The organism is Pseudomonas sp. 05N36, assembly GCF_056397385.1.
The window spans coordinates 254,182-269,011 of sequence record NZ_JBFTNH010000005.1; the positions used below are offsets into that span (position 1 = coordinate 254,182).

Below are 14,830 nucleotides of genomic sequence, written 5' to 3' on the forward strand. Positions count from 1 at the left end.
GTTGAAAGCCTTGAAGTAGAAGGCTTTCAGCCTATTTCAGCGACCCGGTCTGAAGGACGATCCGCACCGAATGCCGCGCATTGTAGCCGCAAGGTGTAGGACTGGCACCTAGCCGTTTTGATGTGCCGAACGTCGAATCAAGCCGATGACTGGCAACAGGCCCACCAGAATCAGTGTCAATGCCGGCAACGACGCCCGGGCCCACTCGCCTTCGCTGGTCATTTCAAAGATCCGCACCGCCAGCGTGTCCCAGCCAAACGGGCGCATCAGCAGGGTTGCGGGCATTTCCTTGAGCACATCGACGAACACCAGCAGCGCCGCGCTCAACGTACCGGGCAGCAACAACGGCAGATACACTTTGAAAAACAGTCGTGGCCCACTGACACCCAAACAGCGTGCAGCTTCTGGCAATGACGGACGGATCCGCGCCAGGCTATTTTCCAACGGCCCGTAGGCCACCGCGATAAAGCGCACCAGATACGCCAGCAACAATGCCGACAGGCTGCCCAGCAGCAACGGTTTGCCCGCGCCGCCAAGCCAGCCCGACAGCGGCACCACCAGTTCGCGGTCCAGGTAACTGAACGCCAGCATGATCGATACCGCCAGCACCGATCCGGGCAAGGCATAGCCGATATTGGCCAGGCTGACCCCGGAGCGAATCGTCCGGGTCGGTGCCAGGCGCCGGGCAAACGCCAGCAGCAGCGCGACGCTGACGGTGATCAGCGCCGCCATGGCGCCCAGGTACAACGTGTGGACGATCAGCCCGGCGTAACGCTCATCCAGATCGAAGCGCCCGCGCTGCCAGAACCACGCCACCAGTTGCAGCACTGGAATGACAAAGGCGCAGGCAAACACCAGCCCGCACCAACTGCTGGCGGCCACTGCCTTGAACCCGCGCAGGTGGTAAAGCGCCTTGCCCCGTGGACGCTCGTTGCTCGCCCGGCTGGCGCCACGCGCACGCCGCTCGCCGTACAGCAGCACCATCACCACCAGCAGCAACAGGCTGGCCAGTTGTGCGGCGCTCGACAGGCTGAAGAAGYCGTACCAGGTTTTGTAGATCGCCGTGGTGAAGGTGTCGAAGTTGAACACCGACACTGCGCCGAAATCCGCCAGCGTCTCCATCAACGCCAGAGCCACACCGGCACCAATCGCCGGCCGGGCCATCGGCAAGGCCACGCGCCAGAATGCTTGCCACGGTGATTGGCCGAGTACGCGTGCAGCCTCCATCAGGCCTTTGCCCTGGGCCAGAAACGCCGTGCGCGCCAGCAAGTAGACGTAGGGATAGAACACCAGCACCAATACCAGAATCACCCCACCGGTGGAGCGCACGCGCGGCAGCCGCAGGCCGCTGCCAAACCCTTCTCGCAGCAGGGTTTGCACAGGACCTGCGAAATCCAGCAGTCCGACGAAAACGAACGCCAGCACATAAGCCGGGATCGCAAACGGCAGCATCAGCGCCCAATCCAGCCAACGTCGCCCGGGGAATTCACAGAGGCTGGTCAGCCACGCCAGGCTCACGCCCAACAGCGTGACACCCACCCCGACGCCGAGGATCAGCGTCAGGGTGTTGCCCAGCAGGCGCGGCATCTGGGTTTGCCACAGGTGCGACCAGATCTGCAGGTCGACGGTTTGCCATGACAGCAGCAACACACTCAGTGGCAGCACCACCAGGGCGGCAACAGCAAAAACCAGCGGATACCAACGGCGTTGGGCGGGATGAGCCAAGGAAAGTCTCTAAAAAGTGCGGAGCCGACGCAGTAATACAGCCGGCTCCATTTTGTGGCGAATCAGTTCCAGCCGGCGCGGTCCATCAGGCGAATGGCTTCAGCCTGACGCAGGCCAGCCACTTCAACCGGCAGGGTGTCCGGTTTAAACGTGCCCCAGGCCTCGACTTCCGCGGACGGTTTCACCGCCGGGTTGGCCGGGAATTCCTGGTTAGCGTCGGCGAAGATCTTTTGCGCTTCAGGTGTGGTCATCCATTCCACCAGGGCCTTGGCGGCTTCCGGGTGCGGAGCGTGCTTGGTCAGGCCAATGCCCGACAGGTTCACGTGTACGCCACGGTCGGCCTGGTTCGGCCAGAACAGCTTGACCGGCAGATCCGGCTTCTGCTGGTGCAGACGGCCGTAGTAGTAAGTGTTGACGATACCGACGTCGCATTGCCCGGCGCTGATCGCCTGCAGTACGGCGATGTCGTCAGAGAACACGTCAGTGGACAGGTTGCGCACCCAACCCTTGAGGATCTCTTCGGTTTTTTCCGCGCCGTGGGTTTCAATCAGGGTCGCGGTCAACGACTGGTTATAGACCTTCTTCGCGGTACGCAGGCACAGCCGGCCTTCCCACTGCTTGTCGGCCAACGCTTCGTAAGTGCTCAGGTCCGAGGGTTTTACCCGGTCGGTGGAATAGGCGATGGTCCGCGCCCGCAGGCTCAGGCCGGTCCAGGCGTGAGACGCGGCGCGGTATTGCAGCGGGATATTGGTATCGATCACCTTGGAGGTGAACGGCTGCAGGATGCCCATTTGCTCGGCCTGCCAGAGGTTGCCGGCATCGACGGTCAGCAGCAGGTCGGCGGTGGCGTTCTGGCCTTCGGCCTTGATGCGCTGCATCAGCGGCGCTTCCTTGTCGGTGATGAATTTCACCTTTACGCCGGTTTTTTGGGTGTAGGCATCGAAGACCGGTTTGATCAGCTCGTCGATACGCGAGGAGTAGACCACCACCTCGTCAGCGGCCTGGGCAGTGGTGCCGATCAGGGTCAGGGCGAGGGCTGTCAGTAGACGTTTCGGTGCCAACATGGGAGCGGTCTCTCGAAATCAAAAATGAGTCGAAATGATAAGGACTCACATTTAGCTTCTCAACCGATCAAGGCCTGGAGGAGTTACCAGATGTTGCACCGTCGGAGATTGATGGTGAATGTGCCGCCGCCATCGCGAGCAGGCTCGCTCCCACAGGGGATTGCATTCCAATGTGGGAGCGAGCTTGCTCCGGGCGGCGTTCCGACGATGAGGGGATCAGTGCCGATGCAAGAATGTCAGGCCTTGGCCAATGCCGGCAGATCCCCGATCAATCCAAGCGCTTCGCGCACGAACAGCGCCTTGGCTTCGGGCATCTGGTCGACCATTTTCAACCCGGTATTACGCAACCAGCGCAACGGCAAAGGGTCGGCCTGGAACAAACGCTCAAAACCTTCCATCGCCGCCATCAACGCCAGGTTGTGCGGCATGCGTCGACGCTCGTAGCGGCTGAGGACTTTCACGTCCGCCAGGCGCTCGCCACGGCTGACTGCCTGCAACAGCACCTCCGCCAGCACAGCCGCATCAAGGAAACCGAGGTTGACGCCCTGCCCGGCCAGCGGGTGAATGGTATGAGCCGCATCGCCGATCAGCGCCAGCCCCTCAGCCACATAACGCTTGGCGTGGCGCTGGCGCAACGGTACGCAAAGTCGCGGGTCGGCGCTCAGCACATTGCCCAAACGCCCTTCGAAGGCGCGTTCCAGCTCACGACAGAAACCTTCGTCATCCAGCGCCATCAGGCGTTCGGCTTCGCTCGGGGTGGTCGACCAGACAATCGAGCACCAGTCTTGCTGACCATCACGCTCCAAGGGCAGGAAGGCCAGCGGGCCGTAGTCGGTGAAACGCTGCCAGGCGGTCATTTGATGCGGCAACGAGCTGCGAACGCTGGTGACGATGGCGTGATGCAGGTAATCCCACTCGCGGGTCGCGACACCCGCCAGACGACGCACCGCCGAGTTGGCACCGTCCGCCGCGATCACCAGCGGTGCACGCAGCGTGCGGCCATCGGCCRGGGTCAGCAGCCAGTCATCGCCGGAACGGCGCATCTGCTCCAGGCGCGCATTGGCCAGCAGGCCGAGGTCGCAATCATGCAGGCGATCGAGCAGTGCATCCTGCACCACGCGGTTTTCGACGATATGCCCCAGTGCCTCGGCGTGGACGCTGGTGGCCGAGAAATGAATCTGCCCGGTGCCGCTGCCGTCCCAGACGTGCATATCGGTATAAGGGCTGCTACGCCGGCTGACGACACCGTCCCACACGCCCAGACGTTCAAGGATCCGCTGACTGGCAGCCGACAAGGCGCTCACTCGAGGCTCGAATGCCGACTGCGCATTGAAGGGTTTGACGCTCATGGGGCTGCCGTCGAGCAACAGGACTTCCAGCCCGCTGTTCTGTAACGCCAGCGCCAACGCGCTCCCGACCATTCCGGCCCCGACAATCAGCAGATCTGCGCGCATTTCCATGCTTTAAGCCTGTCTCGCTTGCGGCGTGAGCCGCACGTAAAGGGTTTTATCGACCACGCTGCCCGCGCCGTCCTGGATATCGAAACACCGGGGTAACCACTCAACCATCGGAGCGTGTTCCCAACCCCATGGCTTGCCGGGCGAACCAGCGTTTGGCCGGCGGCAACAGGTCGAGGCCCAACAGGCCGATGTTGCGCCCCAGCGAAACCAGCGGCTGGGTACTGCCGAACAACCGGGTGACCTGATCGGAGAAGCCCACGGTGAGGTTCTGGTCCAAACGCTGGCGTTCGCGGTAAGCCTGCAAGGTGGCGAAGTCGCCCGGTGCACTCGGGCTGGCGAGCAGCGCTTCGGCCAAGGCCTGGGCGTCGCGCAGCGACAGGTTGAAGCCCTGACCGGCAATCGGGTGCAGGCTGTGGGCAGCGTTGCCCAGCACGGCCAGATGCGGACGCACCTGCTCTTCAGCCTCGATCAGTGACAATGGGTATAGATTCCGCGCACCGACCTGCTTGAGCGTACCAAGGCGATAGCCGAACACGCCCTGCAACTCGCTGAGGAAACTGCGTTCATCGAGTGCCGCCAGACGCTGCGCGTCCATGCCCAGGCGAGTCCAGACCAGCGCGCAGCGGTTTTCCGGCAGTGGTAGCAAGGCCATCGGGCCGTCATCGGTGAAGCGCTCGAACGCCATGCCGTTGTGGGCTTCGCTGGGGGTAATGTTGGCGATCAACGCACTTTGGTTGTACGGACGCTTTTTGACGCCGATCCCCAGTTGCTCACGCAAGCCCGAACGGCCGCCATCGGCCAGCACCGCAAGCTCGCACTCCAGCAGGGTCTCATCGTTGAGGGTCAGGCGGTAGCCGTCTTCCAGCGGTTCCATGCGTGTGACCTCGGCCGGGCAGCGCCAGCTGATCACGTCCTTGTCCAGGCCCTGCCAGAGGCATTGGCCCAGCCAGGCGTTTTCCACCACGTAGCCCAGGGCCGGAACACCCTCTTCCATGGCCGACAGGCGCGCGGTGGAGAAGCGTCCGCGGTCGGACACATGGATCTGTTTGATCGGCTCGGCGCGGCGGGAGATTTCCTGCCACACGCCCAACCGCTGATAAATCTGCCGAGCGCCGAAGGACAGCGCCGAAGAGCGCGCGTCGTAGCTTGGCTGGTAGCCGTCGCCGGGGGCGAACGGTTCGATCAGCACGATCTTCCAGCCGCGGGCGCGGGCACCGGCCTGCAAGGCCAACGCCAGGCTGGCGCCCACCAGACCGCCACCGATGATTGCCAGGTTGACCCGGTTCATGCCGCCTGGGTCCGTGCAGCGGCCATCAAGGCCTCGATCTCGGCGACCGCTCTCGGCACGCCGCTGGTCAGAATTTCACAGCCCTGTTTGGTTACCACCACGTCATCCTCGATTCGCACGCCAATGCCGCGCCATTTCTTCGCCACGTTCAGATTGCCCGGGGCAATATAGATACCCGGCTCGACGGTCAGCGCCATGCCGACTTCCAGCACCCGCCATTCACCGCCGACCTTGTACTCGCCGACATCATGCACATCCATGCCCAGCCAATGGCCGGCCCGGTGCATGTAAAACGCCTTATAGGCTTCGCTGGCGATCAACTCATCGACATCGCCCTGCAACAAACCGAGCTTCACCAGGCCGGCGGTAATCACTTGAACCGTCGCCTCGTGCGCCTGGTTCCAGTGCTTGTTGGGGGCGATCTGGGCAAACGCGGCGGCTTGCGCTTCCAGCACCAACTCGTAGATCGCCTTCTGTTCCGGCGAATACGTGCCGTTGACCGGCCAGGTGCGGGTGATGTCGCTGGCGTAACAGTCGATCTCGCAACCGGCATCGATCAGCACCAGATCGCCGTCCTTGAGCAGCGCGTCATTCTGCTGGTAATGCAGGATGCAGCTGTTGCGCCCGGCGGCGACGATCGAACCATATGCCGGCATTTTCGCCCCGCCTTTGCGAAACTCGTAATCGAGCTCGGCTTCCAGGCTGAACTCATGCAAGCCGACACGGCTGGCCTGCATGGCACGAATGTGCGCCTGCGCCGAGATCCGTGCGGCTTCGCGCATCACCTTCACTTCTGCCGCCGATTTATACAGGCGCATGTCGTGCAGCAGATGATCCAGCGCAACGAATTCGTTCGGCGGCTGGGCACCCAGGTTCGCCTTGGAGCGGATCACGTTGATCCAGTCCATCAGGTGACGGTCGAACTCCGGGTTGCTGCCCATGGCTGAATACACCCGGTCACGGCCTTCGATCAGGCCCGGGAGGATGTCGTCGATGTCGGTGATCGGAAAGGCATCGTCGGCGCCGAAATCCCGAATCGCACCTTCCTGCCCGGCACGCAGGCCGTCCCACAGTTCGCGTTCGGCGTTGCGTTCACGGCAGAACAGGATGTATTCGCCATGCTCACGACCGGGTATCAGCACGATGACGGCCTGAGGCTCGGGGAACCCGCTGAGGTACTGGAAATTGCTCTCCTGTCGGTAAACGTGCTCGACGTCGCGATTGCGGATCGCCACGGCGGCGGCCGGCAGGATTGCGATGCTGTTGGGTTCCATCTGCGCCATCAACGCCTTGCGGCGGCGGGTGTATTCCGATTTAGGGATATGAATCATGGGCAGATGGAAGTCCCTTGCAAACGATCAGTGCAGAGAAGGTTTGGCAGCAGCGGCTTGCGCCGGTTTCTTGGTTTCAGTGAACAGTAGCAATGGCGCGACCCGCAGGTACTCCATGACTTCCATATAGTCACTTTCGCCGTCGTCGGATTCTTCCAGCGCATCTTGCACCTGAGCGATAGCCGCGAGATCCTGCAGGACTTCGGTGGCTTCAGTGCTCAGCATGCTGCTGTCGCGGCAGTTCAGGCCGAAACCGCTGAGGAAGCCCTGGCACCATTGGCCCAGTGCAGCCGCACGCTCGGTGAGCGGTGCGTCATCGGTCGGCAGCAGCAGAACGACGGTCATGTCGTCGCTGGTCAGCTCGCCCTTGACCATCTCTTGCAGGCCGATCAGGGCGTTGCGGACGTTGTCTTGTGGTTCGCCTTCGAGCAGCTCGGAGGCATCGACCAGCCAGCCATCGGCTTCAAAGCCCGCGCCAGCGCAGCTGCGTCCGAGCAGCAGGCCGTGCAGTTCGGCAGGCGAGACAGGATGGCCGCTGGTGCTCAGCAGGGTGGCGAAGGCTTGATACGGAGAATTCTGAATGGGCATGGGCAGCTAGGCGCCAAGCGGCGCTATGTCTAGAATGAAGGCCTTGTATCCTACATCGACAGACTCGCCAAGACTATTAAAGGCTGTCCGCCAGTTACCGCCCATCAGACAAATCCCGTGGAACACGTATGGAAGACACCGACTTGCAAGCGCTGATGGCCAGACTCGAGCTGCTAATTACCCGAGTCGAGCAACTTAAGAGCCAGAACGGACTCTTATTAGCTCAGGAAAAGACCTGGCGCGAGGAACGCGCGCACCTCATTGAAAAAAACGAAATCGCCCGGCGTAAGGTCGAATCGATGATTTCGCGCCTCAAGGCCCTGGAGCAAGACTCATGAGTTCAAGCAATAGCGTTACCGTGCAGATCCTCGATAAAGAGTACTCGATCATTTGCCCCCAGGAAGAGCGCAGCAATCTGGTGAGCGCCGCCCGTTACCTGGACGGCAAGATGCGCGAAATCCGCAGCAGCGGCAAAGTGATCGGCGCCGATCGCATCGCCGTGATGGCCGCGCTGAACATCACCCACGATCTGTTGCATACGCGCGAACGTCCTGACGTACAGGCCAGTGGCTCGACCCGCGAGCAGGTGCGTGATCTGCTTGATCGGGTGGATCTGGTGCTCGCCACCGATCCGGATGTCAGCAAGGGCTGATTCCCGAAGGTGGTTGCGGTATACTCGCGCCACTCCCTGGGGTGCTTGCCAGTTGACGATGTCCCTGAGCCGATTCGCACTACCCTGGAAGTTGCACGTTGGGCTGGTGTGCATGTCCGCTAGACGGAAAGCCTTAAAGCCTACTGCATCTTCCACCTTGAACTTTCGGGTTCAAGGGCTAAGTCGACAGCGGTTCATCCGGGGAGCCTATATTCAAGCCGATGCCGGTTTCTGCCGGCATCGGCTTTTTACGATGTCACCGCCCTGGTGCCCTCGACACTCGAACAGCCCATGACGATGACCGAACCTGCGCCGCTGTCCCGCCCGCAACTTCGACGCATGCTCCGCCAGGCCCGGCGCGCACTGAGCAACAGTGAGCAACGCCAGGCCGCTCGCGGGCTGTATCAGCAATTGGCGCAACATCCGCTGTTTCGCCGCGCAAAACACATCTCCCTGTACCTGCCTACCGACGGCGAAATCGATCCGCGCCTGCTGTTGCGCGCCGCTCAACGTCGGGGCAAGGCGACTTACCTGCCCGTACTCAGCGCCTGGCCGCGAACCAAGATGGTCTTTCAGCGCATTCGCCCCGGTGAAAAGCTGCGGCCCAACCGCTTTCGCATTCTCGAACCACGGGTCAACCAGGCACAGCAACGCAAGGTCTGGGCACTGGACCTGGTGTTGTTGCCGTTGGTCGGCTTTGACGAACAGGGCGGACGCCTGGGGATGGGGGGTGGTTTCTACGATCGCAGCCTGGCCTATCTGGCACGTCGCAAGACCTGGCGCAAGCCGACGCTGCTGGGGCTGGCCCATGAATGTCAGAAAGTCGAAAAACTGGATCAAGCGAGCTGGGATGTGCCGATGCAGGGAACGGTAACTGACAGGAAGTGGTATTTCGCGGACTAGATCTGGACGCCACTGCCATCAGCGGCGTCGCTTGCAGCGGTTTTAGCGCTTGTGCGGCTTTAGCGGTTGTTGCTGTTGTTGCTGTTGTTGCGCGACTTCAATCTGTGCATCAGCCTTGTTCGCCCACAGGCTTTGCGCATAACCCGTGGTTACGACGCCCAGGCCGAACACAATCACTAAAATCCACAGTAAATCCGGTTTGCGTTTCATCGATTGCCCCCCTCAAGGCATGTCGCACACGATGACAGCAACGGTATCCGAAATAGGCCGTGCTTGCCGCGTCTCGCTTAAAAGTCCGGCATTTTGCGGTAACGTGAAGCGACACGCAAACGCTGGCGTCAACCGACCGTCGGTTTGTCATAAAATCGCCGGACAACGTTCCCGACCACCGCTTTCGGAGCAAAAAAGATGGCCTATTGGCTTATGAAATCCGAGCCTGACGAGCTCTCGATCAATGACCTGGAGAGGCTCGGCGAAGCCCGCTGGGACGGCGTTCGCAACTATCAGGCACGTAATTTCCTGCGAGCCATGGCGGTCGGCGACGAGTTCTTCTTTTACCACTCCAGCTGCCCCGAACCGGGCATCGCCGGGATCGGGCGAATCATCGAAGCGGCGTACCCGGACCCGACGGCGCTGGAACCCGAGAGTGTTTACTTCGACCCGAAGGCCACGCCTGAGAAAAATGCCTGGAGCGCGATCAACGTCGCCCATGTCGAGACGTTCTCCAAGGTGTTGAAGCTCGATTACCTGAAACAGCAGACGGCACTGGCAGAGATGCCGCTGGTGCAGAAAGGCTCGCGACTGTCGGTGATGCCAGTGACGGCCGAGCAGTGGGCGGCGGTGCTCGGCTTGCACTAAATAATGCAGAACCGACCGGTCACCCGGTCAATCGGGTTAGGCTTGACCCTCAGTTGACGGACATCAAGTCGCCTCGGCGATTACCCGTTCAGACTAGGACGCTACTGTCGCAGGATGCTCGAATGCCAACACACAGCCGCTCTTCGATTTTTTTCGCCAGCTCCCTGATCGCTCTGCTGCTGGCTGCCGGGGGTTTCGGTTACTGGAAATCGATGCATGACCGCCTGCCTGAGGGCCTGTACGTCGGCAACGGACGCCTCGAAGCCACCGAAGTGCAGATCGCCAGCAAAACACCCGGGCGACTGGCCGAAGTGCGCGTCAATGAAGGCGACAAGGTGATCAAGGGGCAATTGCTGGCGCGCATGGACACCCGCACCCTTGAAGCCCAGCGCAACCAGGCCGAGGCCGAAGTACTGCGCGCCCGGGAAAACCTTTCTGCCGCCCAGGCCAATGTGCAACTGCGCCAGAGCGAACTATTGCTCGCCCAACAGGAACTCAAACGCTCCCAGGAACTGTTCAGGCGCGGTTATGCGAGCGGCCAGATCATCGATCAACAACAGGCGCGCTTCGACACCGCCAATGCCGCCGTCGCTGCGGCCCGCGCCCAGGTTTCGGCCGTCGGGGCCGCCATTGGCGCGGCTCAGGCGCAGGTCGCCCAGTTGACCAGCGAAATCGACGACAGCAGTTTGCGGGCGCCGATCGACGGCGTCATCCAGCTGCGCATGGCCGAGCCCGGCGAGGTGCTCGGTGCGGGCGGACGCGTATTAATGCTGATCGATCCGAACGATCAGTACATGAATCTGTACCTCTCAGCGTCCGTCACCGGGCGCCTGACCGTCGGCGATGAAGCCCGGATCCTGCTCGACGCCCTGCCCGGCCATCCGCTGCCGGCAAGAATCAGTTTCGTGGCGGCAAAATCGCAGTTCACACCCAAAGAGGTCGAAACGCGCGACGAGCGGCAAAAGCTGGTGTTTCGCGTCAAGCTGCGACTGACTGACCCGAGCGCCATGCCCCAGGCCAAACCGGGCATGCCCGGTGCCGGCTATGTGCGCACCGCCCCTATTGGCTGGCCGGCCAATCTGCAATGACCGCTCCGGCGCTGCACATCTCCGGCCTCCAGCACCATTATGGCAAGCAGCAGGCACTGACCGACATCGCGTTCAGCCTGCCGGCCGGCACTCGCTGCGGGCTGATCGGCCCGGATGGCGCCGGCAAATCGAGCCTGCTGGGGCTGATCGCCGGCGTGAAAACCCTGCAACAAGGCCAACTGGAGGTGCTCGGCGGCTCAATCCAGGATCGCCTTCATCGCAACAGCCTCTACGCTCGCATTGCGTTCATGCCCCAGGGCCTGGGCGGCAACCTGTACCCCGAACTGTCGATCCGCGAGAACATCCACTTTTTTGCCACCCTGTTCGGGCTCTCGAAAGCTGATTTCGAGCAGCGCATGCATGGCCTGCTGCTGGCCACCGATCTGCTGGGTTTTGCTGATCGTCCCGCAGGCAAGCTGTCGGGAGGCATGAAGCAAAAGCTCGGACTCTGTTGTGCGCTGATCCACGAGCCGGATTTGCTGATCCTCGACGAACCCACCACCGGCGTCGATCCCTTGTCACGACGGCGCTTCTGGGAGCTGATCGACGACGTGCGCCAGCAACGTCCGCAGTTGACATTGCTGGTCGCCACCGCCTACATGGAAGAAGCCGAGCAATTCGAACACTGCCTGATGCTCGACGGCGGCAAGCTGATCGCCACCGGCATGACGCACGAACTGGTCGCTGTCACCGCCAGCGCCAAACTCGATGAAGCGTTCACCCATTTTCAAGGCAACCGCGACCACGACAAGCAATCACTGGTCATCGCACCCAGAACCCGCGCCAGCACCGACATTGCCATCGAAGCCCACGACCTGACCCTGCGCTTCGGTGATTTCACCGCGGTGGACAAGGTCAGCTTTGCCATCGGACGCGGGGAGATTTTCGGCTTCCTGGGCTCCAACGGCTGCGGCAAAACCACCACCATGAAAGTCCTCACCGGGCTGATACCGGCCAGCGAAGGCCACGCCTCGCTGCTGGGCAAGCCGGTGGACGCCAAGGACCTGGCCACCCGCAAACGGGTCGGCTTCATGTCTCAAAGCTTCTCGCTGTATGGCGAGCTCAGCGTGCGGCGGAACCTCGACTTGCACGCGCGGCTGTTCGACTTGCCCAAAGCCGACAGCGCCCGGCGCATCGACGAGCTGATCCAGCGCTTCAACCTGGGTAGCGTCGCCGAACAGCAATCCGGTGCATTGCCGTTGGGCCTGCGCCAGCGTTTGTCGCTGGCGGTGGCGGTGCTGCATCGCCCGGAAGTGCTGATCCTCGACGAACCAACCTCCGGCGTGGACCCGGCAGCACGGGACGATTTCTGGCGGCTGCTGATCGAATTGTCGCGTGAGCAAGGCGTAACGATCTTTCTCTCGACCCACTTCATGAACGAAGCCCAGCGTTGCGACCGCATTTCGCTGATGCACGCCGGCAAGGTACTCGCCTGCGATACCCCGGCGGCGCTGCAACAGCAATTCCGGGGGCAGACACTGGAAGCGGCATTTGTTACCTGCCTGGAACACGCTCAAGGCCCCGCCGAGCCACCAACACCTGCCGCCCCCGCCGACGTGACGATCAAGCCTGTCACGCCGTTGAAGGATCGCGGCTTCAGCCTCGGGCGACTGGTGGCGGTTGCCAGTCGCGAAGGCAAGGAATTGCTGCGGGACAAAGTACGGATGGCCTTCGCCCTGCTGGGGGCGATTTTCATGATGGTGATCTTCGGCTACGGCATTTCCCTGGACGTGGAAAAACTCGCCTTCGCGGTCTACGACCAGGACCAGACGCCGCAAAGCCGAGCCTACCTGGAAGCTTTTCGCGGCTCTCGCTACTTCAGCGAGCAGCCGTCGATCCGCGATGCCGCAGAGCTGCATCGCCGTCTTCAGCGCTCGGAAATCAAATTGGCGCTGGAGATCCCGCCGGGCTTTGGTCGCGACCTGTTCGCCGGTCGTCAACCGACCGTGGCGGCCTGGCTCGATGGCGGCATGCCATTTCGCGCCGAGACCAGTCGCAACTATGTGGAGGCCGTGCACCTGGCCAACATTGAACAACTGGCCGAGCAGAGCAGCCCTGCGCTGAATCGACAGCCAGCCGCCAAACTGGAAACCCGTTTCCGCTACAACCAGGATGTGGTCAGCGTCAACGCCATCGGGCCCGGGGTGATGGCACTGATCCTCGCGTTCATCCCGGCCATGCTCACCGCACTGGGGATCGTGCGGGAGAAAGAACTCGGCTCGATCACCAATTTCTACGCCACGCCCCTGACCCGCCTGGAGTTTTTGCTGGGTAAACAAGCGCCGTATCTGGTGTTGAGCCTGATTAACCTCGCAGTCCTGACGGCCATGAACCGCTGGCTCTTTGGCGTGCCATTCAAGGGCAGTGCGTTGACCCTGGCCTTCGGCGGATTGCTGTACGTGCTGGCAACCACCAGCATGGGCCTGCTGATTTCGGCGTTCACCCGGACCCAGATCGCCGCCATCCTCGGCACCATGATCATCACCAGCCTGCCAACCATCCAGTTTTCCGGGCTGATCGTGCCGCGCTCATCCCTCGATGGCGCGGCGGCGGTCATGGGCATGCTGTTTCCGGCGGGCTACTTCCTCGATATTACCGTCGGCACCTTCACCAAGGCGCTGGATATACGGCAGTTATGGCCGCAATGCCTGGCGCTGTTCGGGTTCTTTGTCGGGTTCACCGGGCTCAGCCTGGTCATGCTGAAAAAGCAGGAGGCCTGATGCACAAGCTCGCGCACATACTGCGCCTTGGCCTCAAGGACATGAGCAGCCTGCAGCATGACAGCGTCTTGCTGCTGTTCCTGTTCTACGCCTTTACGGTGGCGATCTACATGCCGGCCGCAGGCTCGGTGATCGGCGTGCATAACGCCAGCGTGGCCATCGTGGACGAAGATCACAGCAACCTGTCGCGACAACTGGCCCAGAGCCTGCAACCCCCGGAATTCCAGCGTCCGGTGTTGTTACCTTACGGGCAACTGGATCAGGTGATGGACAGCGGCCAGTACACCTTTGTCATCAACGTGCCAGCCAGTTTCCAGGCGGATATGTTGGCCGGGCGCCAGCCTGCGGTGCAGGTCAATGTCGATGCCACGGCCATGAGCCAGGCGTTCATGGGTGCGGGTTACATCGCACGGATTTTCCAGCGCGAACTGTTGAACTACAGCGGCCAAAGCGACCCGACCGGCAAAGCCTCGGCCCTGCTGACCACCCGTTCGCTGTTCAATACCAATCTGGAAGGCGGCTGGTTCCTGGCGGTGATTCAGATCGTCAACAACATCACCATCCTCGCCATCATCTTGACTGGCACGGCACTGCTGCGTGAGCGCGAACATGGCACGCTCGACCACTTGCTGGTGCTGCCGCTGACAGCACTGGAAATCATGCTGGCGAAAATCTGGAGCAACATGCTGGTGGTGGTGCTGTGCACCTGGGCATCGCTGGAAATCATCGTCAAAGGCGCGCTGGGAGTGCCGCTGGCGGGTTCCATGACGTTGTTTTTGCTGGTGACCGCCGTGTATCTGTTCGCCAGCACGGCGCTGGGTATATTCCTCGCCACCCTGGCTCGTTCGACGCCCCAGTTCGGCCTGCTGGCCATTCCGGTGATTATTCCGATGCTGCTGCTGTCCGGCGGCAGCACGCCGCTGGACAGCATGCCGCAATGGCTGCAATGGGTAATGCAGGGCTCGCCGTCGACGCACTTCGTCAGCCTCAGCGCCGCGATACTGTTCCGCGACGCCGGGGTCAGTGTGGTCTGGCCGGACTTACTGGCGCTGAGCGCCATTGGCTTGCTGTTCTTTGCGATTGCGCTGAAGCGGTTTCGCAAAAGCCTGGCGTCCTGAACACATCGTGTGGCGAGGGGCCTCCCCCCCGCCGC

At 61.9% G+C, this 14,830-nt stretch carries 14 protein-coding genes and 1 other RNA gene; 8 read left to right on the forward strand and 7 right to left on the reverse strand.

The window, feature by feature from the left end:
• Positions 1 to 108 precede the first annotated feature (108 nt).
• The 6 genes from AC1DIH_RS09555 to AC1DIH_RS09580 all read right to left on the reverse strand — a co-directional run bounded on the left by AC1DIH_RS09555 (position 109) and on the right by AC1DIH_RS09580 (position 7,456).
• Positions 109 to 1,725 carry an ABC transporter permease gene (locus AC1DIH_RS09555; RefSeq protein WP_477771498.1) on the reverse strand — a complete coding sequence of 539 codons (1,617 nt, stop codon included), beginning with the start codon at positions 1,723 to 1,725 and terminating at the stop codon, positions 109 to 111.
• A gap of 62 nt (positions 1,726 to 1,787) precedes the next feature.
• Positions 1,788 to 2,789, reverse strand: a complete 1,002-nt coding sequence (locus AC1DIH_RS09560) for an extracellular solute-binding protein (protein WP_477771499.1) — start codon at positions 2,787 to 2,789, stop codon at positions 1,788 to 1,790.
• Between the two features lie 236 nt (positions 2,790 to 3,025).
• Entirely contained in the window at positions 3,026 to 4,243 is a 1,218-nt protein-coding gene (locus AC1DIH_RS09565) for a 2-octaprenyl-3-methyl-6-methoxy-1,4-benzoquinol hydroxylase (protein ID WP_477771588.1), read from the reverse strand.
• 106 nt (positions 4,244 to 4,349) lie between these two features.
• A complete protein-coding gene (gene ubiH, locus AC1DIH_RS09570) occupies positions 4,350 to 5,537 on the reverse strand; it encodes a 2-octaprenyl-6-methoxyphenyl hydroxylase (RefSeq protein ID WP_477771500.1) in 1,188 nt (395 codons plus the stop codon).
• Entirely contained in the window at positions 5,534 to 6,868 is a 1,335-nt protein-coding gene (pepP, locus tag AC1DIH_RS09575) for a Xaa-Pro aminopeptidase (protein ID WP_477771501.1), read from the reverse strand. Before pepP ends, ubiH begins: the two co-directional genes overlap by 4 nt.
• Positions 6,869 to 6,895: 27 nt before the next feature.
• Positions 6,896 to 7,456 carry a YecA/YgfB family protein gene (locus tag AC1DIH_RS09580; RefSeq protein WP_477771502.1) on the reverse strand — a complete coding sequence of 187 codons (561 nt, stop codon included), beginning with the start codon at positions 7,454 to 7,456 and terminating at the stop codon, positions 6,896 to 6,898.
• 128 nt (positions 7,457 to 7,584) lie between these two features.
• On the opposite strand from AC1DIH_RS09580, the gene AC1DIH_RS09585 reads away from it, so the two are divergent.
• The 4 genes from AC1DIH_RS09585 to AC1DIH_RS09600 all read left to right on the forward strand — a co-directional run bounded on the left by AC1DIH_RS09585 (position 7,585) and on the right by AC1DIH_RS09600 (position 9,011).
• A complete protein-coding gene (locus AC1DIH_RS09585) occupies positions 7,585 to 7,794 on the forward strand; it encodes a TIGR02449 family protein (RefSeq protein WP_007982902.1) in 210 nt (69 codons plus the stop codon).
• Positions 7,791 to 8,108: a cell division protein ZapA gene (locus AC1DIH_RS09590; protein ID WP_019694181.1), complete on the forward strand. Its 318-nt coding sequence runs from the start codon at positions 7,791 to 7,793 to the stop codon at positions 8,106 to 8,108. The genes AC1DIH_RS09585 and AC1DIH_RS09590 overlap by 4 nt, the downstream gene beginning before the upstream one ends.
• 30 nt (positions 8,109 to 8,138) lie before the next feature.
• A non-coding RNA gene (ssrS, locus tag AC1DIH_RS09595) (6S RNA) lies at positions 8,139 to 8,317 on the forward strand.
• 88 nt (positions 8,318 to 8,405) lie between these two features.
• Positions 8,406 to 9,011, forward strand: a complete 606-nt coding sequence (locus AC1DIH_RS09600; RefSeq protein WP_477771589.1) for a 5-formyltetrahydrofolate cyclo-ligase — start codon at positions 8,406 to 8,408, stop codon at positions 9,009 to 9,011.
• Positions 9,012 to 9,053: 42 nt separating this feature from the next.
• On the opposite strand, the gene AC1DIH_RS09605 is transcribed toward AC1DIH_RS09600, so the two are convergent.
• Positions 9,054 to 9,221 carry a hypothetical protein gene (locus AC1DIH_RS09605; RefSeq protein ID WP_477771503.1) on the reverse strand — a complete coding sequence of 56 codons (168 nt, stop codon included), beginning with the start codon at positions 9,219 to 9,221 and terminating at the stop codon, positions 9,054 to 9,056.
• Positions 9,222 to 9,419: 198 nt separating this feature from the next.
• On the opposite strand from AC1DIH_RS09605, the gene AC1DIH_RS09610 reads away from it, so the two are divergent.
• The 4 genes from AC1DIH_RS09610 (at position 9,420) to AC1DIH_RS09625 (ending at position 14,795) form a co-directional block, all read left to right on the forward strand.
• Entirely contained in the window at positions 9,420 to 9,869 is a 450-nt protein-coding gene (locus tag AC1DIH_RS09610; RefSeq protein WP_103317821.1) for an EVE domain-containing protein, read from the forward strand.
• Between the two features lie 122 nt (positions 9,870 to 9,991).
• Entirely contained in the window at positions 9,992 to 10,957 is a 966-nt protein-coding gene (locus AC1DIH_RS09615) for an HlyD family secretion protein (RefSeq protein ID WP_477771504.1), read from the forward strand.
• Positions 10,954 to 13,677 carry a ribosome-associated ATPase/putative transporter RbbA gene (rbbA, locus tag AC1DIH_RS09620; protein WP_477771505.1) on the forward strand — a complete coding sequence of 908 codons (2,724 nt, stop codon included), beginning with the start codon at positions 10,954 to 10,956 and terminating at the stop codon, positions 13,675 to 13,677. The genes AC1DIH_RS09615 and rbbA overlap by 4 nt, the downstream gene beginning before the upstream one ends.
• Positions 13,677 to 14,795, forward strand: a complete 1,119-nt coding sequence (locus AC1DIH_RS09625) for an ABC transporter permease (protein WP_477771506.1) — start codon at positions 13,677 to 13,679, stop codon at positions 14,793 to 14,795. The genes rbbA and AC1DIH_RS09625 overlap by 1 nt, the downstream gene beginning before the upstream one ends.
• Positions 14,796 to 14,830 lie beyond the last annotated feature (35 nt).